The organism is Micromonospora sp. NPDC003241, from assembly GCF_053589795.1.
This window is the reverse complement of record NZ_JBSFSO010000007.1, coordinates 209574-229995: the sequence shown is the minus strand read 5'-3', so window position 1 is coordinate 229995 and position 20422 is coordinate 209574. Positions and strand designations below refer to the sequence as shown.

17 protein-coding genes are annotated in these 20422 nt (G+C 71.8%); 12 read left to right on the top strand and 5 right to left on the bottom strand.

Annotated elements, in window-relative coordinates:
* Positions 1-1325: endo-1,4-beta-xylanase (locus tag ACWDVW_RS08910; protein WP_449946240.1), on the bottom strand; the 1325-nt coding region annotated here is incomplete at its 3' end.
* 455 nt (positions 1326-1780) lie between these two features.
* Between ACWDVW_RS08910 and ACWDVW_RS08905 the strand changes: the two genes are divergently transcribed.
* Positions 1781-3355 carry a DUF4139 domain-containing protein gene (locus ACWDVW_RS08905; RefSeq protein WP_449946238.1) on the top strand — a complete coding sequence of 525 codons (1575 nt, stop codon included), beginning with the start codon at positions 1781-1783 and terminating at the stop codon, positions 3353-3355.
* Positions 3356-3393: 38 nt separating this feature from the next.
* On the opposite strand, the gene crcB (ACWDVW_RS08900) is transcribed toward ACWDVW_RS08905, so the two are convergent.
* From crcB (ACWDVW_RS08900) to ACWDVW_RS08890, 3 genes are all read right to left on the bottom strand, one after another.
* On the bottom strand, positions 3394-3768 hold the full coding sequence (gene crcB, locus ACWDVW_RS08900) for a fluoride efflux transporter CrcB (RefSeq protein ID WP_449946236.1): 375 nt from the start codon (positions 3766-3768) through the stop codon (positions 3394-3396).
* Complete coding sequence (gene crcB / locus ACWDVW_RS08895; RefSeq protein ID WP_449946234.1) at positions 3765-4292, bottom strand: fluoride efflux transporter CrcB; 528 nt, start codon at positions 4290-4292, stop codon at positions 3765-3767. Before crcB (ACWDVW_RS08895) ends, crcB (ACWDVW_RS08900) begins: the two co-directional genes overlap by 4 nt.
* Positions 4293-4500: 208 nt before the next feature.
* Positions 4501-5274, bottom strand: coding sequence for a MaoC/PaaZ C-terminal domain-containing protein (locus ACWDVW_RS08890; protein ID WP_449946232.1), 774 nt, complete (start codon positions 5272-5274; stop codon positions 4501-4503).
* Positions 5275-5607: 333 nt separating this feature from the next.
* Between ACWDVW_RS08890 and ACWDVW_RS08885 the strand changes: the two genes are divergently transcribed.
* The 8 genes from ACWDVW_RS08885 (at position 5608) to ACWDVW_RS08850 (ending at position 15591) form a co-directional block, all read left to right on the top strand.
* A complete protein-coding gene (locus ACWDVW_RS08885; RefSeq protein WP_449946230.1) occupies positions 5608-6564 on the top strand; it encodes an ABC transporter substrate-binding protein in 957 nt (318 codons plus the stop codon).
* 17 nt (positions 6565-6581) lie between these two features.
* Complete coding sequence (locus tag ACWDVW_RS08880; protein ID WP_449946228.1) at positions 6582-7406, top strand: ABC transporter ATP-binding protein; 825 nt, start codon at positions 6582-6584, stop codon at positions 7404-7406.
* Positions 7403-8233, top strand: a complete 831-nt coding sequence (locus ACWDVW_RS08875) for an ABC transporter permease (protein ID WP_449946226.1) — start codon at positions 7403-7405, stop codon at positions 8231-8233. The genes ACWDVW_RS08880 and ACWDVW_RS08875 overlap by 4 nt, the downstream gene beginning before the upstream one ends.
* A 73-nt stretch (positions 8234-8306) precedes the next feature.
* Positions 8307-10316, top strand: a complete 2010-nt coding sequence (locus tag ACWDVW_RS08870) for a hydantoinase/oxoprolinase family protein (RefSeq protein ID WP_449946224.1) — start codon at positions 8307-8309, stop codon at positions 10314-10316.
* 4 nt (positions 10317-10320) lie between these two features.
* The gene (locus ACWDVW_RS08865) at positions 10321-11871 is read left to right on the top strand and encodes a class I adenylate-forming enzyme family protein (protein ID WP_449946222.1); all 1551 of its coding nucleotides are present in this window, start codon (positions 10321-10323) and stop codon (positions 11869-11871) included.
* Positions 11871-13229: an adenylosuccinate lyase gene (gene purB / locus ACWDVW_RS08860; protein WP_449946221.1), complete on the top strand. Its 1359-nt coding sequence runs from the start codon at positions 11871-11873 to the stop codon at positions 13227-13229. Before ACWDVW_RS08865 ends, purB begins: the two co-directional genes overlap by 1 nt.
* Positions 13226-13975, top strand: coding sequence for an enoyl-CoA hydratase/isomerase family protein (locus tag ACWDVW_RS08855; RefSeq protein ID WP_449946219.1), 750 nt, complete (start codon positions 13226-13228; stop codon positions 13973-13975). Before purB ends, ACWDVW_RS08855 begins: the two co-directional genes overlap by 4 nt.
* On the top strand, positions 13972-15591 hold the full coding sequence (locus ACWDVW_RS08850) for a thiamine pyrophosphate-binding protein (RefSeq protein WP_449946217.1): 1620 nt from the start codon (positions 13972-13974) through the stop codon (positions 15589-15591). Before ACWDVW_RS08855 ends, ACWDVW_RS08850 begins: the two co-directional genes overlap by 4 nt.
* 5 nt (positions 15592-15596) lie before the next feature.
* On the opposite strand, the gene ACWDVW_RS08845 is transcribed toward ACWDVW_RS08850, so the two are convergent.
* A complete protein-coding gene (locus ACWDVW_RS08845) occupies positions 15597-16421 on the bottom strand; it encodes an IclR family transcriptional regulator (RefSeq protein ID WP_449946216.1) in 825 nt (274 codons plus the stop codon).
* Positions 16422-16586: 165 nt separating this feature from the next.
* Between ACWDVW_RS08845 and ACWDVW_RS08840 the strand changes: the two genes are divergently transcribed.
* Genes ACWDVW_RS08840 through ACWDVW_RS08830 form a run of 3 tightly spaced genes read left to right on the top strand, consistent with a single transcriptional unit; the run spans position 16587 to position 20414 of the window.
* A complete protein-coding gene (locus ACWDVW_RS08840) occupies positions 16587-18605 on the top strand; it encodes a hydantoinase B/oxoprolinase family protein (RefSeq protein WP_449946214.1) in 2019 nt (672 codons plus the stop codon).
* Complete coding sequence (locus tag ACWDVW_RS08835; RefSeq protein ID WP_449946212.1) at positions 18602-19582, top strand: DODA-type extradiol aromatic ring-opening family dioxygenase; 981 nt, start codon at positions 18602-18604, stop codon at positions 19580-19582. Before ACWDVW_RS08840 ends, ACWDVW_RS08835 begins: the two co-directional genes overlap by 4 nt.
* Entirely contained in the window at positions 19575-20414 is an 840-nt protein-coding gene (locus ACWDVW_RS08830; protein WP_449946210.1) for a DODA-type extradiol aromatic ring-opening family dioxygenase, read from the top strand. The genes ACWDVW_RS08835 and ACWDVW_RS08830 overlap by 8 nt, the downstream gene beginning before the upstream one ends.
* Positions 20415-20422 lie beyond the last annotated feature (8 nt).

The window sequence follows — 20422 nt, the reverse complement described above, 5'->3', positions numbered from 1 at the left end:
TGGTTGGTCTGGTTGTGGCAGGTGTAGATCTGGACGGCGGCGCTGTTGGCGGTGCCGGCGGCGTCGAGGCACATGTCGCCGTAGACGCGGAGTTGTTTCGTGGTGGAGTTGTAGGTCCAGGCCTGGTTCGTCTGCTTGTTGCAGTCGTAGAGCTGAACGCGGGTGCCGTTGTCCCGCGAGGAGTTGGGCACGTCCACGCACCGGCCGGACTGCGAACCCACGATCTCGCTGGCGGAGCCGGACGGAGGGTTGGTGGGCCCCGGCGTCGTGGGCGTGGGGGTGGTTCCGGGGCCGGCGCTGTTCAGTGCGTCCAGGGTGGCCGTGTACGCGGCCTTCTTGTTGCCGCTGCCGTCGAAGAGCAGCGGGGTGCCGCCGGAGCGCCACGAGTCGGTGTCCCGGATGCCCCACACCGTGATGCCGGTGCAGCGGGGGACCGCGAGGCAGTCGTTGACCACACTGCGGTAGGTGTTGGCCTGCGTCGTGCCGGAGCCCTCGATGTCCAGCTCGGTGATCTGCACGTCGACACCGAGCGCCGCGAAGCTCGACAGGGTGGTGCGGTAGTTGCTGTTGTACGCCGACTGGGCGTTGAAGTGCGACTGGAACCCGACGCAGTCGATCGGTACGCCTCGCTGCTTGAAGTCCTGGACCATCCGGTAGACGGCCTGGGTCTTGGCCCAGTTCCAGTTGTCGGTGTTGTAGTCGTTGTAGCAGAGCTTGGCGCCCGGGTCCGCCGTCCGGGCGGCACGGAACGCCGCCTCGATCCAGTCGTTGCCGGTGCGCTGCAGGTTCGAGTCGCGCCGGGCGCCGCTGTCGCCGTCGGCGAACGCCTCGTTCACCACGTCCCAGGAATGGATCTTGCCCCGGTAGTAGGTCGCGACCCGCGTGACGTGGTTCAGCATCGCGTTACGCAACGTGGTGCCGGACATGTTCTGCATCCAGCCGGGCTGCTGCGAGTGCCAGGCCAGCGTGTGGCCACGCACCTGCCAACCCCGGCTGAGGGCGTGGTTGACGATTCGGTCCGCGTTGGTGAAGGTGAAGTTGTTCTGCTGCGGCTCGGTCGCGTCGATCTTCATCTCGTTCTCGGGCGTGACGCTGTTGAACTCGCGGTTCAGGATCGTCGTGTACGCGCCGTCGCTGAGCTTGTTCGCCGCCACCGCCGCACCGAAGTACCGGCCGGACTGGTTCGCCGCCGCGCCGAGGGTGGTCTCGGCGGCGTGGGCGAGTGTGGGCAGCAGCGATGCGACGAAGACGGCGACCAGCGCGGCGGCTCCGGGAACGTAGAGCGCTCTGAGTCGACGCCTGGGGGGACGGGTCCGGGAGATCATGCTGATCCTCCACTCATGGGATGGGACGTATCTGTCACTGATCGGGTGCGCTCGCCAGGGCGCCCCGCAATGCCGGGTCCGCCGATCGACGCCAGGACTCGCGACCGGCATCCGTGCGGTGCTGAGTCGTGTTCGACCGTCTGATCGGCAGGTGAAGGGTGGCGGTGATCGAGTCCGTCGCCCACCGGGACGTGGTCGCGGGCGGAGGACTCCGGTGTGGACGTGTCATCTGGATGGTCGAGCCTGGTGACGGTGCGAGACACCTCCCTGATGAGGAAGATCGATGTTAGCGATCTCATAGATCGACGCCTATCAGGCTGGCAGAATGTTCCAGGGTTTTCAACCGGTAGTTTCGGAAAGTTGGCGGAAGTGTTTCGGTGGCCGCTCGGCGCCGCCACGACGCGGGTCACCAGCGGCGAAAAGAACGGTCACAGGGGTCGACTACCCTCGCCGCCGTGGACACTGCGGAGATCGATGCCCCCGTCGTCGGCGTCACCGTCTATCCCGACCGGGCCCGGGTCACCCGCCGCGGCGGCACCCGACTGGCGGCCGGTCAGCACCGCGTACGCGTCGCGCCGCTCCCGCTCGGCCTGCGGCGCGACTCAGTCCGGGTCGGCGGTCGGGGCGCGGCCACCGTCCTCGGCGTGGACGTGACCACGTGGCGACAGGCCCGCAGCACCGACGCGCAGGTGGTCGCCCTGGAGCAGCGCCGTCGCGAGCTGACCGACGAGTTGGCCGAGGTGGACGACGCGGACGGCATCGAGGAGCAGCGTGGACAGTTCCTCACCCGGTTGGCCGAGCGGGCCGGTGGCACGTACGCCCGCGCGCTGGCCGCCGGTGACGCCGCGCCCGGCGACGTGGCCGCCTTCACCGATTCGGTGGCCGCTCAGCTCGCCGACTCGCGGGCCCGTCGACGGGGGCTGACCCGTCGAGGCACCGAGCTGCGGGAGGAGTTGGCGGCGGTCGGGCGCGACCTCGACGCCCTGCACGGCAAGCAACAGCCGGACCGGCTGGCCGCCGAGGTGATCGTGGCGGTCGAGGCCGACGACACCGACGTCGAGTTGGAGCTGACCTACCTGGTGGAGGGCGCCCGGTGGCAACCCTCCTACGATCTGCGGCTGGTCGACGAGACGATGACCGTGACCTGGTTCGGGATGGTCAGCCAGAGCACCGGTGAGGACTGGCCGGAGTGCGACCTTCGCCTTTCCACCGCCCGGCCGGCGGCGACGACCGGCGTACCCGACCTGTCGCCCTGGTATCTGGACCGGCTCCGGCCGCCACTACCGCGCATGGCGCCGGACATGGTGGCCGGAATGCCGGCGTTCGGCGCCGCGCCGGCCGCCAGCCCGGCCCGTGCCGCGCCGCCGGTCCCGCAGCGGATGCAGGAGAGCGTCGCCGAGGTCGAGCAGGGGATCACTGCGGCCACCTACCGACCGGCCCGGCCGGTGGCGGTGCCCGCCGACGGCAGTACCCACCGGGCCACCATCGCCGTGCTGGACCTGCCGGCCCGGCTGGACCATGTCACCGCCCCGGTCCGCGCCGCCGAGGCCCACCTGCGGGCCACGATCCGCAACACGTCGGAGCACGCGCTGCTCGCCGGCCCGGCCGCGGTGTTCCACGACGCCGACTTCGTCGCCTCCACCCGGCTGCCGATGTGGGCGCCGGGTGAGGAGACCGAGGTGGCGCTCGGGGTGGACGACCGGATGCGGGTGGAGCGGAAGCTGCACCGACGCGCCGAGACCAAGGCCACGCTCGGGTCGACCCGGCGGCGCGAGGTGGAGTACCGGATCACCGTCGACAACCACACGTCCCGCCCGGCGACCGTCGAGGTGCGTGATCAGCTTCCGGTCTCGCGGGACGAGGCGGTGGTGGTACGCGAGACGGCCGTCGTACCGCCGCCGGTCGAGCGGACGGAGCTGGGCGAGGTGACCTGGCGGCTGTCGCTCGCGCCGGGCGAGAGCGGCGAGATCGCGCTGGGCTTCCGGGTGGACCTGGCCAAGGGGGTCGAGCTGACCGGCTGGCGGGAGTAGCGCCGCGGTGCGCGGAGGGGGTGTACGGGCCGTCGTACTCAGCTGAGGAGCGCGTTGGCGAGGTGGCTGCTGAGGGCGAGCGCGGCCAGCCCGGCCAGGACACTGCCGACGGCGTTGGCGATCGCCGGCAGCGTCGCGCCGGTCTCGGTCAGGCGGATCGTCTCGACGGAGAAGGTCGAGTAGGTGCTCAGCGTCGCGCACAGTCCGGGACCGATCAGGTGCTGGAGGGCAGGGGGCACGGCGGTCGCGGTGCTGACGCCGGTGAGGACGCCGAGGCCGACGCAGGCGAGGAGGTTGACGGTGAGGGTGCCCCACGGGAAGGCGGTGCCGAGCCGGGTCTGGACGGTGCGGTCGATCAGGTAGCGCAGCGGTGCGCCGACGAGGGCGCCGACGATGACCATCAGCCAGTTCATCCGGCGGCTCCGTCTCGGGTGGGGCGGGTCGGGACGAGTAGCCGGGTGAGCGCCGAGGCACCCCACACGGCGGCCAGCGCCGCCAGGAGGGTGACGGCGAGGTAGAGCACCGCGGTGCCGGCCCGTCCACCGTCGATCAGGTGCTGGGCGTCCAGCGCGTAGGTGGAGAACGTGGTGTAGCCGCCGAGCACGCCCGTGCCGAGGAAGGGCCGCACCAGTGGATGCACGGTGCGCCGATCGGTGATCAGGACCATGAGCGCACCCATCACCGCGCAGCCGGTGATGTTGATCCAGAACGTCGTCCACGGGAACGCGCCGGGCGCGGTCGGAGACAGCACGACGGCGCCGTAGCGGGCGCAGGCGCCGAGTACACCGCCGGCCGCGATCGCGGCGAGGATCTCGAACTGTCGCGGTACCCGGCCGGTGCCGGGCGGCCACGGGGGGACGTCGACGTCGGGATCGACCGGTGCGCGCGGCGTGCCGGGAGCGGCGGGATCGCGGTGGTGGTCACGCGGCACGGACACGGGCTCCTACCTGGTCGGTCTCCACGCCCTGGCGCGGGCGTGCACGAGGATCATCAGGTAGGGACCGTTGGTGGCCGGGAACGGCACGGTTCGGGTACGGCGGGCCCCACCGCCGTGCGGCCGTCTCGGAAGACGGCTGCTGCTCCAGGCTACCGCCCCGCACGTCGGAACGGCTGCGCGGCTCCGGCGCGCAGACGTCGCGTCATGGTCATCCGCGCAGGTCCAGCGTCCCCCGGTCGAGGACCGGGTGGCCTCGGCCGTCGACGGCCTGAAAGAGCGCGCCATCTTGGCGGCGCCACACCAGCACGGTGAGAGTGTCGCCGGGGAACAACGGTGCGGTGAACCGTGCGCTGATCCGGCGTACCCGGTCGGGGTCGTCGTCGGCAGCGCTGCGCAGCAGGGTCCGGACAGCGAAACCGAAGGTGCACAGTCCGTGCAGGACGGGTCCGTGCAGTCCGGCGGCGTCGGCGACCGCCGGGTCGGAGTGCAGCGGGTTGCGGTCGCCGCTGAGACGGTAGAGCAGAGCCTGGTCGGGACGGGTGTGGTGGTGGGCGGTGTGGTGGGGGCGTTCGGCCGGTCGCTGCCAGTGGGCGCGCGGTGCGCGTCGGCCGCCGAAGCCACCGGCCCCGATGACGAACATGGCCCGCTCGACGGTGGCCAGGTGCGCGCCGTCGGTGTCGTGGATCTCCGATCGGTGGTGGACCAGAGCACCGCTGGTCTGGTCGTACACGCCGGTGACGGTGGCGGTGCTGCGGGCCCGGCCGGCGGGTGGGAACGGCCGGTGCAGGGTCAGGGTCTCCCCGGCGTGCCGGACGACGGCCGGTTCGCCGAGGTAGGGCGGGTCGGCGGCGAGCAGGGTGGCGAAGCTCGGGAGTGCGGCGTGTGGCTGCCCGGTGGAGTTCTCCGTGGTGAACCGGAGTTCGTCGGCGGGATCGGGCGCTCCGGCGCCGACGCCGAGGGCGTAGAGGAGCGTGTCGGTCACGCTCCAGGTCCGCTCGGCCGTCGTCGGCGCGTCCCGATCGGGGGAGAGAAGCCGCTCCACGGCAGAGCGGTCAACACGGTGCGTGACGAGCTTCTCGTGTGACGCTCCCGCCTGAGATTTCGGATTCGTCGCACCAAGTGGGTTGTTCAGGTACTTCATGGTCGCTATCTCCTCGGTGCGCAGTGAGCGCGACGGGACGTCCAGGGGGCTTTGGCTACTGTCTGTGTTGAGAGGCTGTCGCTCGCAGCTCTTGACGTTGTAAAGCACCTCACAGTAGCGTCCCATATTAAGCAACCAAGACCACAATATGAGCCGCTGAAGTCTGGGGTAGCCATGAGAATGCGCGTAACGGCCGCGGCCGCCGCCCTGCTGATGACCGTCGCCATGGCGGCGTGTTCCGAGAACCAGTCCTCCGGCGAGTCCGACGGCGACAGCGGCCCCAACCCCGCCGTCAACTTCGGCGTCGGCGTCGACCCGGCGTACTCCCCGATCTACCTCGCCGACCAGGAGAACCTCTTCGACCAGGCCGGGCTCGACGTGACCGTCACCCAGTACCAGGAGGGGACCGGCGGGCTCGACGCGATCCTGGCCAAGCAGGGCCAGGTCACCGCCAGCACCGAATCCAGCCTGCTCAACCGCGCGACCCGGGGCGACATCAAGGGACTCGCGGTCTTCTCGCAGTCGCCCAGCTTCATCAAGCTCGTCGCCCGCTCCGGCATCACCGACGTCGCCGGCATCAAGAAGTACGGCGTCGTCCCCGGCACCGTGAACGAGTACGCCACCAACAAGGTCCTCGACAGCCGCGACATCGCCCGCGACACGGTCGAGTTCGTCAACGCCTCACCCGCCGAGATGCCGGCACTGCTGCAACGCGGCGACGTCGACGGCTACATCATGTGGGAGCCGTGGCCCTCGCGGGGCGTCGCCAACGGCGGCACCGTACTGCTGACCAGCGGCGAGATCGGGTACGTCTACAACCTCGTGATCGGCGTCGACGGCGCCTGGTACGAGGGCAACAAGGAGACGGCCAAGAAGGTCGTCGACACCATCGCCCAGGCCTGCGAGCAGCTCACCGCCGACCCCGCCAAGGCCGGCACTGTCACCGAGACCGCGATCAAGGTGCCCGCCGCCGAGGCACAGACCCTCCTCGAAGGCGTGCAGTGCCAGGTCCGTGACTTCACCGACGAGGACATCCAGCGCTACAACGAGATCGCCCAGTTCCAGCAGGACAGCAACATCGTCAGCCAGAAGGCCGACCCGGCGACCGTCATGATCAGGGGAGTGGCGTGAACCGTACCGGCTCCCCGGTGTCCGTGAGCGACGTCGACATCCGGTTCGGCGACTTCGTAGCGGTCCGCCAGGCGAACCTGGACATCGCCGCAGGGGAGTTCGTCTGCCTGCTCGGCCCCAGCGGCTGCGGCAAGTCGACACTGCTCAACGCGATCGCCGGATTCGTCACACCCGTCGGTGGGGAGGTGACCTGCGCGGGCGCGCGGGTCACCGGCCCCGACGTCTCCCGCGGCGTGGTGTTCCAGAGCGCCGAAGCGCTCTTCCCGTGGCTGACGGTCCGACAGAACGTGGATTTCGGCCCGCGCATGCGCGGCGTCGCCAAGGCCCAGCGGGCCACCGACGTCGACCGCTACCTGGCCATGGTCGGCCTCAGTCACAGCGCCGACCGGTTCCCCGGCCAACTCTCCGGCGGCATGCGCCAGCGCGCACAACTGGCCCGGGTGCTGGCCAACGAACCGTCGGTCGTGCTGATGGACGAACCCTTCGGCGCCCTGGACGCCCAGACCCGACTGGTCATGCAGGTCGAACTCGACCGGATCTGGCGGGAGACCGGCGCGACCATCGTGTTCGTCACGCACGACATCGGCGAGGCGATCCTGCTCGGCGACCGGATCGTCACCATGACCGCCGGCCCTTCGGCGGCGATCAAGAACGTCTACCCGTGCGACCTGCCCCGACCCCGCGACCTGACCGACCCGGCCAGCGCCGCACTCTTCCGCGAACTCCGCGAGGACATCGGCGCCGAGGTGGCCCGCACCCTGCAGGCCCAGGGCCTCGACGACGGACACGACGGTCGGCAGCGCCCGACACCCGACGGCGCCGACAGGAAGGCACGACGATGAGCGTGGACCTGCGCACGGTGCCGGAGAAGACCAGCCGCGACACGACCGGCCCGGCCCGCCGCCGCACCAGCCGACCCCGGCTGACCCGGATCGGCCTGTCGGCCCTGTCGGTGCTGCTCGGCGTCGTCATCTGGGACCTGGTCAGCCGCAACTACACCGCCTTCTTCCTGCCCTCACCGCTGCTCACCTGGCGCGGCGCGGTCGAACTCATCCAGGACGGCACGCTGGCCAGTTCGATCAGCGCCTCGTCGACCCGGATCCTCACCGGCTGGGCGCTCGGTGTCGTCATCGGCGTACCGGTCGGGCTGCTGATGGGCTGCGTACCGTGGCTGCGGCTGATGCTGGACCCGTACATCCAGTTCTTCCGGTTCGTCCCGCCGATCGCCTTCGTCACCCTGGCGATCATCTGGCTCGGACCAGGCGAGGCGTCGAAGATCGCGCTGATCTTCTACACCACCGTCTTCATCGTCGCGCTCAACACCCTGGCCGGCGTCCTGTCCGTCGACGAACTCCGCCTGCGCGCCGCCCGCGCGCTCGGCGCCAACGCGGTACGCACCCTGGCGTCGGTGGTCCTGCCGTCGACCGTGCCACACGTGGTGACCGGCGCCCGGCTGGCCATGGGCAACTCCTTCCTGACGATCGTCTCCGCCGAGATCGTCGCGGCACAGAGCGGCCTCGGATCGCTCATCTGGACCGCCCGCAACTACGCCAAGACCGAGTGGGTCTTCGTCGGCATCATCACCCTCGGCCTGCTCGGCTACGTCTTCGACTGGATCCTTCGGGCCGTCACCAGCAGGACCCTGCGCCGCTACGGCGTCACGTTCTGACCCGCCCGCCCCTGTCGGCGCGCCGCTGCCGGCCGCCGGAGCCCGCGCGCCCACCACTATCGAAAGGCTCGCCATGCTGTGCATCGGCGTCGACATCGGTGGCACCTTCACCGACGTCATCGTGTACGAGCCGGCCACCGCCCGGCTCGCCGAGGCCAAGACCCTGTCCACGCCCGACGACCCGGCCGCGGCCATCTTCGAGGGACTGGCCAAGCTCGGCGTACGCCTCGACGAGGTCGACCGCTTCGTCCACGGCACCACCCGGGTCACCAACGCGCTGCTGGAAGGCTCCGGCGAGCCGGTCAGCGTGGTCGCCACCGAGGGCTTCCGCGACGTCCTGGAGATGGGGCTCGGCCACCGGCCGCAGCTCTACAGCGTCAAGGAGGCGGGACGCCCCCCGCTGACCCCCCGTCGCCTGCGGCACGTCCTGCCCGAGCGCATCGGCGCCGACGGCAGCGTCGTGCGGCCACTGGACACCGCCGCCCTCGACAGCGTGCTGGACCGGGTGGCCGCTGCCGGACCGAAAGCCGTGGCCGTCTGCCTGCTGCACTCCTACCGCAACCCGGCCCACGAGCGGGCCGCCGCCGCCCGCCTCGCCGAACGCTATCCCGACCTGGTCTGCACCATCTCCTCCGACGTGGTGCCGGAACAGGGCGAGTACGAGCGCTTCGCCACCACCGTGCTCAACGCCAGCGTCCGCTCCACCGTCTCCGACTACCTGCGCGGGCTCGGCGACACCCTCGCCACCGGCGGCTACGCCCACCCGCTGTCGATCATGACCAGCAGCGGCGGCGTCGTGTCCACCGAGGAGGCCGGCCGGCTGCCGATCAACCTGGCCCTGTCCGGTCCGGCCGGCGGCGTCGCCGCCAGCGTCCACGTCGCCGGCCTGGCCGGCTACCCGAACGTGATCACCTGCGACATCGGCGGTACCAGCACCGACGTCTGCCTGATCAAGAACGGCACCCCGTTGATGACCAACGACGGGACGATCGCCGGCTACCCGAACCGCACCTTCCAGGTGGAGATCAACACGATCGGTGCCGGTGGCGGCTCGATCGCCTGGCGCGACCTCGGCGGCGAGCTCCGCATCGGCCCCCGCAGCGCCGGTTCCACCCCCGGGCCCGCCGCCTACGGCCGGGGCGGCACCGAGCCGACGACCACCGACGCCCACCTGCTCGTCGGCCACCTCGACCCCGAGGAGAGCCTCGGTGGCGAGGTACGCCTCGACGTCGCCGCCGCCCGCACGGCCATGCACCGCCTGGCCACCGAGTTCGGCCTCGACGACCTGGCACTGGCACACGGCATCCTCACCATCGCCACCGCCAAGATGACCAGCGCGATCAAGGAGATCTCGGTCGCCTGCGGCCACGACCCCCGCGACTTCGTGCTGATGCCCTTCGGCGGCGCCGGCCCCATGCACGCCACCGTGCTCGCCGACGACCTGGGCATCCGCCGGGTCCTCGTGCCACCGGTACCGGGCAACTTCTCCGCCCTCGGCTTCGTCACCGCCCAGGCCCGGCACGACTACGTCCGCACCGTGCTGGTGCCGGCCGACGAGAGCGGACTCGGTGCCGTCCGCGCCGTGGTGGCCGAACTGCGCGACACCGCGCGGGCCCAACTCAAGGCCGAGGACGGCGTCGAACCCGACCAGGTCACCTTCGGCCTGTCGGTGGGCATGCGGTTCCGGGGCCAGTCCTTCGACCTCGCCGTTCCCGTCGAGGAGCTACCGGCCACGGCCGAGGACCTGGTCGCGGCCTTCCACGTCGCCTACGCCGACCGGTACGCCTACGCCCGCTCCGGACACCCGGTCGAGATCGTCAACTGCCGGCTGACCGCCTACGGCCCCCGACCCGCCGTACGGTTCGCACCCCCGGCCGGCACCACCCCGCAGCCCGCACCGACCCGCGTCTACGGCGCGCACGGCTGGGTCGACGCCACCGTCCACCGCCGCACCGACCTGGCTCCCGGCCGCACGGTGCCCGGTCCGGCCGTCATCCGGGAGAGCGGCAGCACGACCGTGGTCGGCGCCGGGTGGACCGCGACCGTCGACGACCACGGAAACCTGCTGCTCGTCAAGGAGTGATCCGGTGATCAACGCCCTCGACGCTACCGTCCTGGACCACGCCGCCCAGCACCCGGACCGCCCCCTGTACGCCTTCGACCAGGACCGGCCGGTGTCGGCGGGGGAGTTCGCCGACCTCGCCGGGCGGCGGGCGGCCACGCTGGCCGCGCTCGACGTCGGCCGGGGCGACCGGATCGCGGTGTGGGCCGAGAACAGCCTCGACTGGCTGGTCCTGCTGGCCGCTGCGGCATGGCGGGGCGCCGCCCTGGTGACCCTGCATCCGGGGCTGAGCACCCCGGAGCTGACCACGGCTCTGGCCCGCAGCCGTCCCCGCCGACTCTTCGTCGCCCGTCGCCTCCGCGACCGCGACGGCGCCGCCACCGCCGCGCAGGCGCTCGCCGCGCTGCCCGGCTCGGCCCGCCCCTACGGCTGGCACGTCCTCGGCGACAACCTGGCCGGGATCGGCGACGGCGCCGTGCCCGCCCCCGCCGGACACCCGGACGCCACCCTGAACATCCAGTTCACCTCCGGCTCGACCGGCCCGCCGAAGATGGTCGCGCTCAGCGCCCGCAACCTGATCGCCAACGCGCGATGGACGGCCGACGCCGCCGGACTCGGCGCCACCGACCGGATCGCCTCACCGTTGCCCCTGGCCCACGCGGCCGGGCTCAGCAGCGGTGCCGTGCTGGCCCTGGTCACCGGGGCACTGTGGGTGTCGGTGAGCCGCTTCCGCACCGAACCGGTGCTCACCCAGATCGCCCGGCACCGGTGCACCGTGCTCCAGGCCGTCCCGACGATGGCCACGATGCTCGTCGACACCGTGGAGGCCGCGCCGGACCGCTTCGACCTGTCGTCGCTGCGGGTCGGCTTCCTCGGCGGCGCGCCGTGTGCGCCGGCGCTGCTCGCCCGCACCCGGCGGGTACTCGGCCTGGACCGCATCGCCGTGATCTACGGGCAGACCGAGGCCGGCCCGACGATCAGCGTCGACCCCGGCGACGGGAGCTGCGGCAGTCCCGGCGACACCGTCGGACGGATCGTCGCGGACCTGGACGCCGTCGTCGTCACCCCTGGCACCCGCACCGAACTGCCCGCCGGCCGCCCCGGTGAGCTGCTGGTCCGGGGCGAGTCGGTGACCGTCGGGTACGTCGACGACCCGGCCGCCACCGAGGCCGCGATCACCACCGACGGCTGGCTGCGCACCGGCGACCTGGGCGCGCTGGACAGCGACCGGGTCCTCACCCTCACCGGCCGGGTCAAGGAGCTGATCATCCGGGGCGGCGAGAACATCAGCCCGGCCGAGGTGGAGGCCGCCCTGCTCGACGACCCGACCGTCGCCCAGGTGTGCGTACTCGGCCTGCCGTCACCGCGCTGGGGCGAAGAGGTCGCCGCCCTCGTCGTCGCCGTCCCGGACACCACCCCCGACCCCGAGCGGCTCACCGGGGCGGCCGCCGCCCGACTCGCCCGACACAAGGTGCCGACGCTGATCCGTACGGTCCCCGACCTGCCGTTGCTGCCGTCCGGCAAGGTCGACCGACGCGCCGCGCTCGCCCTGCTCACCGGTGAGGAGCAACGCTGATGCAGCTCGGCTCGTGCTTCCTGGACTCGTTGACCGTCACCAGCTTCTTCGGCAACGCCGAGATGCGTGGCGTCTTCAACGACCGCCAACTCATGCAGTCCTGGCTCGACGTCGAAGCGGCCCTGGCCCGCGCACAGGCCGGCCTCGGCGTCATCCCTTCGTCCGCAGCCCAGGCGATCACCGACGCGGCCCGGCTCGACCGGCTGGACACCGCGGTGCTCGCCGCCGACGCCGCCGACACCGTGCACCCGCTCGTGCCGCTGGTCCGGGCGCTGACCGCCGCATGCCAGGGCGACGCCGGCCGTTACGTCCACCTCGGCGCCACCACCCAGGACGTGATGGACACCGGATTCGTGCTGCGCGCCCGGGCCGGCCTGGACATCGTCTCCCGCCAGGTCGACGAACTGGTCCGCATCCTGCGCCGGCTGGCCCTGCGACACCGCACCACCCCGATGGCCGCCCGCACCCACGGCCAGCAGGCGCTGCCGACCACGTTCGGCCTGCGCTGCGCGGTGTGGCAGAGCGAGCTGCAACGACACCGCACCCGCCTGGCCCAGATGCGCGAACGACTGCTGGTGACCAGCATGGGCGGCGCCGCCGGCACCATGGCCGGCTACGGTCCGCAGGCGTTCGCCCTGGAACGGGCCGTGGCCGACGAACTCGGTCTCGGCGTCGCCGACACCCCGTGGCACGCCACCTCGGACCGGTTCGCCGAGTGCCTGATGGTCCTCGGACTGGTCGCCTCCAGCGCCGAGAAACTGGCCCGGGAGATCTATTTCCTCGGGCGTACCGAAGTCGGCGAGGCCCACGAACCGCAGCGCGCCACCCAGGTCGGCAGCAGCACCATGCCGCACAAACGCAACCCGATCCGCTGCGAGGCGGTGATCGCCGCCGCCGGCACGCTGCGCGCCCAGGTGCCGCTGGCGATGCAGACCATGGTGGCGCAGGACGACCGCGACATGGGCGTCGGCATGACGCTGTGGAAACTGCTGCCGGAGTGCTTCATCCTCATCGGCGGTGCCCTGGAACGGCTGGTCGAGGTCTTCGGCGACCTCGGCGTCGATCCGGACCGGATGCGCGCCAACCTCGACCTCACCGGTGGGCTGGTGCTCTCCGAGGCGATCATGCTCCGCCTCGCCGACCCGCTGGGCCGGGAGCAGGCCCACCACCTGGTGATGCGGATCGTCCGCGACAGCCTGGAGCAGAACCGGCCGTTCGTCGAGGTGCTGCGCGCCGACCCGCAGGTGGCCGCCGCCCTGCCCGGCCCGGAACTGGCCGGGCTGCTCGACCCGCTGTCGTACGTCGGCCACGCCGCCGCGCTCGTCGACCGAGCCCTCCTGACCTCGGAGTCACCATGACCACTGATCAGTCCGTCCTGCTGCACCGCTCCGGCCGGTTGGCCCGGGTGACCCTGCACCGACCGCTGCGGCGCAACAGCTTCGACCTCGACATGCTCGGCCGCTTCGAGGACGTGCTGCACGAACTCGGCCGCGACCGCACGGTGGAGGTGGTGGTGCTCACCGGCGAGGGCACGGCGTTCTGCGCCGGCACCGACCTGCGCGAGCTGGCCGACCTCGACCCCGAGACCACCATGCACGTCCAACGGCGCACCGCCGACCTGGTCGAACGCTGGTACCGACTGGACCAGACCACGGTCGCCGCCTTCAACGGCCCGGCCATCGGATCGGGCGCCATCATCGGGCTCGCCAGCGACCTGCGGGTGGCCGCCGACAGCGCCTTCTTCACCTTCCCCGAGGTGACCTACGGCATCCCGCTGACCTGGAGCGGCATGGCGATCCTCGCCGACCTCGTCGGCGCCGACCTGGCCAAGCGTTGGCTGCTGCTCGGCGAGCGGGTCGAACCCGCTGAACTGCTCGACCTGCGCCTGGTCACCCGGGTGGTCACCGCCGACGACCTGCCCGCCGCCGTGGACGCGATCACCGACCGGCTGCTGGCCACCTCGGTGGTCGGCCGCACGATGACCAAACGCGCCGCCCGGCTGGCCGGTCCCCGCTTCGAGGCGGCGGCCAACGACTCCTTCCTCGGCGCGCTGAGCGTGGCGTTGCGCCCGCCCGGCGGCTACCTCGACGGGAACGCGCGGTGAGGGTGTTCGAGGCGATCGCCGACGCCGTCGTGGCACACGGCGTCGACACCGTCTTCGGTCTGCTCGGCGACGCCAACATGTACCTGGTCGCCGACCTGGTGAGTCGGCACGGCGTCCGGTTCGTCGCGGCCCGCAACGAGAACGCCGCGGTGATGATGGCCGACGGATACGCCCGCACCACCGGCCGCTGCGGCGTCGCCACCGTCACCCAGGGGCCGGGACTGGCGGTGGCCGGGGCGGCGCTGACCATCGCCCGGCAGGCCCGCACCCCGCTGGTCCTGCTCGCCGGCGACACCCCGCCCGGCGATCCGCTGCACGTGCAGCACTTCGACCAGCAGCCGTACGCGCTGGCCACGGCCGGCACGTTCGTCCCGGTGCACACCGCCGGCACCGCGATGCGGGACGTCGGGCTGGCGTTCCGGGCCGCCCGAGAGCTGACCGGCCCGGTGGTGCTGAACATGCCGATCGACCTGGCCGACGCGCAGGTCCCGCAGCACCCGCCCGCCCCGGCGCCGATGGTGTTCCGCGCGCCCCGACCACTCGCGCCGGACCCCGCCGACGTCGACGCGCTGGCCCACCGGATCCGCACGGCGCACCGCCCGGTGCTGCTCGCCGGCCGAGGCGCCGAACCGGCGGCGGCCGCGATCCGGGACCTCGCCGACCGTAGTGGAGCCCTGCTCGCCACCACGCTGATGGCCGCCGGTCTGTTCCGTGGGCACCCGTACGACCTCGGGGTGGCCGGTGGGCTGTCCCGGCCGCTGACCCGGCGGACCCTGGCCGAGGCGGACCTGGTGGTCACGTTCGGGGCCGGACTCAACCGGTGGACCGCCGACCACGGTGCGCTCTTCCCGGACGCGGTGCTGGTCGCGGTGGACGTCGACCCGGCCGCGATCGGGGCCCGCTGGCCGGTGTCGGCCGGGGTGCTGGGCGACGCGGGGGAGACGGCGCAGGCGGTGTCGGCGGTGCTGACGCCGGTACGCCGACCGCACTGGCGCAGCACGGACCTGGCCGCCGAACTGGCGGGTGCCGACCCGTTCGCCGGCCTGGACATCGAGTCCCGGCCCGGCCGCATCGACCCTCGGGCCTTCATCCGGATCTGTGCCGAACGCCTGCCCCGCGAGCGGACCACGGTGGTCGGCGTCGGTCACTTCGGCGGCTGGCCCAATCTGCTGCTGGACTCGGCCGCCACCGACCGGTCCTTCCTCGCCCCGTGGGAGTTCGGCAGCATCGGCGTCGGACTGCCGTTCGCGGTGGGCGCCGCCGTGGGCCGCCCCGACCGGCCGGTGGTCGCGTTCGAGGGCGACGGCAGCCTGCTCACCGGTCTGGGGGAGCTGGACACCCTGGCCCGGGTCGGCGCACCGGTGCTGCTGGTGCTCCTCGACGACGCCGCGTACGGCGCGGAGGTCCGCAAACTCGCCCCGCGCGGGGTCGACCCCGAGCTGGCCCGTTTCCCCGAGCGGGACCTCGCCGCCGTGGCCCGCGCACTCGGGGTGCCGGCGTGGACGGTCACCGACGAGGCGGGTGCGCGGGCGGCCTTCGACGAGGTGCTGCCGTTGGCCGGGCCGGCCCTGCTCCACGTACGGATCCGCCCGGACGTCGTGCAGGAGAAGTTTTGACCGGGTCAGTCGCCCCAGACGTCGCCGAAGCCGTACCCGAGTTGCCGGGACAGCTCGTCGGCGGTGCGGCGGGCCGCTTCGGCCAGCTGCGTCACCCGGGCCTCGTCGAGGCGGAAGATCGGGCCGGAGACGCTGATGGCGCCGGTGACCCGGCCGTGGCGGTCGCGCACCGGCGCGGCCACGACCCGCAGTCCCTCCTCGCTCTCCTGGTCGTTGAGCGCCCAGCCCTGCTCGCGGACGGTCGCCATCCGGGACACGAACGTGTCCAGGTCGGTGATCGTGTGGGCGGTCAGCGCGGTGAACGGTGCGTCGGCCAGCGTGTCGCGCAGCGCGGCGTCGTCCTGGTCGATCAGCAGGGCCTTGCCGGCGGCGCTGCACCAGAGCGGGATGCGTCGGCCCAGCCGGGAGACGAGCTGCAGGTTGCGGGTGCCCTGCACGACGTGGATGGAGATCGCGTCGAGGTCCTCCAGGACCGACAGGTTGACGCTCTCGCCCTCCTCCTCGGCCAGCCGGTGCACCAGAGGGCGGGCGAGGGTGTGCAGGTCCAGGCCGGCGAGGTAGCGCGCGCCGAGCTCGAAGACGGTGACCCCGAGCCGGTAGTTGCCGTTGTCCTCGTTGCGGTGCAGGAAGCCGGCGTCGGCCAGCGCGCGGAACAGTCGGCTGGCGGTCGACTTGTGTAGGCCGAGCTCGCGGCTGACGTCGCTGACCTTGCGTTCGGCGTCGTTGCCACGGAAGGCGAGCAGCACGCTCAGGGCGCGGTCGAGCGCCTGGGTGCCGGACTCCCGGGGCGTCGGCCCGTCGTCCGGGCTGGTGTCAGTGGCGTACGACATCTTGCTTCCCACCTTCTCGGTTGCTAGGTTTCATAATATAACCCTAGGACCACATTATGGTCCAGCGCGTTATGGTCCACCCCAGATGGCCCACCCACGGTGGCCCACCCCAGATGGTCCGTTCTCCCACCATCGGGATCGAGCCGGAACCAGTGAGGCATCCGCATGACTGTGAACCCGATCGACCTGGAAGTCGTCACCGAAGGTCTCATCTCGATCGTCCGGGAGATGCGACAAACGATCTTCCGCACCGCGCACTCGCCGGTGATCGCCGACGCACAGGACTTCTCCTGCGCCCTGTTCGACCCCCAGGGACAGATGGTCGCCCAGGGCCGGGACATGCCCGGCCACGTCATCGCCATGCCGGCATCGGTCGCCGAGATCTTCGCCGACTTCGCCGACGAGATGCGCCCCGGTGACCTCTACATCGTCAACGACCCCTACCGAGGCGGCAGCCACCTCAACGACGTCACCCTGATCAGCCCGGTCTTCGTCGACGGAGAACTCTTCCTCTTCCCCTGCGTCCGCATGCACTGGGCCGACATCGGCGGCATGACCCCGGGCAGCGTCTCCGGCCAGGCCACCGAGATCCTCCAGGAGGGGCTGCGGATCCCCCCGATCAGGCTCATCGAGCAGGGGCGACCCAACCGGGCCGCGTTCGACATCGTCTTCGCCAACGTCCGGATGGCCGAGGAGCGACGTGGCGACCTCGAATCCAGCATCGCCGCCTGCCACACCGCCGAACGCCGCCTGCGCGAACTCGTCGCCCGGCACGGCACCGACCTGATCCTGGAGTCGGTCGCCGCCAACATGGACCGCACCGAGCACCGCCTGCGCACCATGATCCAGGCCCTGCCCGACGGCACCTACCGCTACGAGGACTACCTCGACCTCTACACCGACGGACACTACGACGCCGCCATCGTCCGCTGCGCGCTCACCGTCGACGGCGACGAGATCGAGGCCGACTTCCGCGGCTCGTCGACCCAGGTCGCCGCCGTGGTGAACTCCTCGCGGGCGATGACCGTCGCCGGCGTCTTCATCGCCGTCAAATCGGCCCTGGACCCCGGCGGCCTGGTCAACCACGGTGCCTTCCGGCCGCTGCGGGTGCACACCGAGCCGGGCACCGTCGTGCACGTCAGCTACCCGGCCCCGGCCAACGCCCACAGCGAGGTCCGTAAACGCGTCATCTCGGCCGTGATGGCCGCACTCAGCCAGGTCGCACCCGACCTCATCGCCGCCGACCAGTTCGGCACCACCTTCCAGAACCTCATCGGTGGCGTCGACGAACACACCGGCCGGCCATACCTCTACTACGACTACCCGGCCGGCGGCAACGGCGGGTTCCTCGAATCCGACGGCCCCAGCGCCATGAACCCCGTCGACCTCGGCGACATCTCCACCATCCAGTCCGTCGAACGGCTGGAGACCGAGATCCCGATCCTCGTCGAGTCCTGCGAGCTGCGCACCGGCTCCAGCGGCGACGGCGCACGCCGAGGCGGACTCGGCAGCCGCCGCGAGACCCGCCTGCTGGCCAGCGGTGGCGCGTACTCGGTGCAGACCGACCGCACCACCGTCCCGCCGTACGGTCTGCGGCACGGCGGCCCCGGCGCGCCCACCGTGACCCACATCCGACGGTCCGACGGCGAACGCGTCGACTTCGCCACCCCCGGCAAGGTCGCCGGCTTCCCGATGCGCACCGGGGACCTGCTGGTGATGGAGTCCGCCGGCGGCGGAGGCTGGGGCGACCCGCTGGACCGGCTGCCCGAGCACGTCGCCGACGACGTCACCCAGGAGTACCTGACCGCCGCCGAGGCGCGACAGCGCTACGGCGTCGAACTCGACGCCGACGGCCGGGTCGACCCCACCGCGACCGCCGCCACCCGGGAACGCCTCCGCGACCAGCGACGCTGGCTGCGGACCACCGTCACCACCCAGCCGGCCTACACCGGCCAGCGCGGCCAGCGACGCCTGGCCTACGTCGCCCCCGACAGCGGCCTGGCCGAGGACACCCTCGTCGAGGTCCACGGCGGACATCCCGCGCCGCTGCGGGCCTGGATCCGACACGACACCGCACTGGCCGCCGACGAACTCGCCCTCGACGACGACGGGCTGCAGATCCTCGGCACCGCCCCACACGACCGCTCCCACGTGCGGGTACTGCGCGGGGAAGGACTCTCATGAGCAAGGTCTTCCGGGTGCCGGTCGCACCGGCCCGGGGCGGTGCCACCACCGCCGGACGCACCCCGCCACCGACCACCGCGACGCGGCGGTGCGGCATCGTCGCCGGCTGCCTCAGCCCGCACCCACCCCACCTGATCTACGCCGAGAACCCGCCACAGAACGAACCACGCTCCACCGGCGGCTGGGAGACGCTGCGCTGGGCGTACGAGCGTCTGCGCACACGCATCCGCGAGGTCCACAAGCCCGACGTGCTCATCGTGCACGCCCCGCACTGGATCACGATGGTCGGTCACCACGTCAACTGCGTACCGAACCCGCGTGGCACCTCCGTCGAACCGATCTTCCCGCACCTGTTCCGTTACCACTACGACTTCCGCACCGACGTCGAACTCGGCGAGGCCATCGCCGACGAGGCCAACGGACTCGGCCTGGTCACCCGCACCCTGCACGACCCGCGCGTCCGCGTCGACTACGCCACCATCGGCGCCCTGCACCTGGCCAACCCGGCCTGGGACATCCCCGTGGTCTCCCTCTCGGCCAACAACAACCCGTACTTCTACTCCGACGCCTCCCTGGAGGAGATGGAAGTCCTCGGCGAAGCCACCCGACGGGCCGTCGAAGCCACCGGCCGCCGCGCCGTCCTGCTCGCCTCCAACTCGCTGTCGCACCTGCACTGGCACGAGGAACCGGAGCTGCCCGAGGACATGGAACGGGAGCACCCCTACAACAACCACCAGTACCGCTGGGACATGAAGCTGCTCGAAGCGATCCGACGCGGACCGACCGCACCGCTGCGCGAACTCATCCCCGAACACATCGAGGCCACCGCCAGCGAGACCAAGGCCGGCAGCCTCACCTGGATGCTCGCCGCGATGGGCTGGCCCAAGGTGGCGGGCGACGTCCTCGGCTACGGCACGATCATCGGCACCGGCAACGCGGTCGTCGAATGGGTACCCGAGGGGGACCACCATGGCTGACCGGACCGGAGTCGTCGCCGGCGCGCTGCTGCCCGGCATGCCGCACCTGCTCGCCGAACACGCCGCACCGAGCTGGTCGGCACTGGCCGACGCCGCCCGCGACGTGGGCGCCCGGCTGCGCCGACTCGAACCCGACGTGGTGCTGCTGCTGTCCACCCAGTGGTTCACCGTGCTGGGCCACCAGTTCCAGTGCGACCCCAACCCGCGCGGCCGGCACGTCGACGAGAACTGGTACGCCTACGACTACGGCCTGCTCGACTACGACCTCCGCTTCGACGTCGACTTCACCGAACGCTGGGCCGCCCGGGTCCAGTCCGACGGACTCCAGGCCCGACGGACCCGCTACGACGGATTCCCGATCGACACCGGCACCATCGTCACCTCCGCACTGCTCGACCCGGAGCGGAAGCTGCGCTGGGCACAGGTCTCCTGCAACCTCTACGCCGACGCCGACACCCTCGCCACCGTCGGACGCGCCGGTGCCACCGCCGCCCGCGACGCCGGACTGCGCGCCGCCGTCGTCGTGGTGACCGGGATGTCCTCCGGGCTCATCCAACAGTGGATCGAGCCCGCCCAGGACCACATCGGCGCACCCGCCCACGAGCAGTGGAACACCCGGATCCTCGACCTGCTCACCGCCGGCAAGATCGACGAAGCCCTCACCGTGCGCGAGGAGTTCGCCCGGCAGGCCCAGGCCGACAGCCAGTTCCGGGCCCTGGCCTTCGCCGCCGGCGCCGGGGCGAGCACCGGCCCGGCACACCTGCACGCCTACGGCCCCATCTGGGGCACCGGCGGCGCCGTCCTGTCCTGGAACCTGCCAGACCACCACTAGAGGAGAGA

Bases quoted from the DNA above. Each gene is read 5' to 3' on its own strand.
- ACWDVW_RS08845 (WP_449946216.1), bottom strand. From the start codon at position 16,421: ATGTCGTACGCCACTGACACCAGCCCGGACGACGGGCCGACGCCCCGG.
- ACWDVW_RS08830 (WP_449946210.1), top strand. From the start codon at position 19,575: ATGGCTGACCGGACCGGAGTCGTCGCCGGCGCGCTGCTGCCCGGCATG.
- ACWDVW_RS08885 (WP_449946230.1), top strand. From the start codon at position 5,608: ATGAGAATGCGCGTAACGGCCGCGGCCGCCGCCCTGCTGATGACCGTC.
- ACWDVW_RS08835 (WP_449946212.1), top strand. From the start codon at position 18,602: ATGAGCAAGGTCTTCCGGGTGCCGGTCGCACCGGCCCGGGGCGGTGCC.
- purB (WP_449946221.1), top strand. From the start codon at position 11,871: ATGCAGCTCGGCTCGTGCTTCCTGGACTCGTTGACCGTCACCAGCTTC.
- ACWDVW_RS08840 (WP_449946214.1), top strand. From the start codon at position 16,587: ATGACTGTGAACCCGATCGACCTGGAAGTCGTCACCGAAGGTCTCATC.
- ACWDVW_RS08875 (WP_449946226.1), top strand. From the start codon at position 7,403: ATGAGCGTGGACCTGCGCACGGTGCCGGAGAAGACCAGCCGCGACACG.
- crcB (WP_449946236.1), bottom strand. From the start codon at position 3,768: ATGAACTGGCTGATGGTCATCGTCGGCGCCCTCGTCGGCGCACCGCTG.
- ACWDVW_RS08870 (WP_449946224.1), top strand. From the start codon at position 8,307: ATGCTGTGCATCGGCGTCGACATCGGTGGCACCTTCACCGACGTCATC.
- ACWDVW_RS08855 (WP_449946219.1), top strand. From the start codon at position 13,226: ATGACCACTGATCAGTCCGTCCTGCTGCACCGCTCCGGCCGGTTGGCC.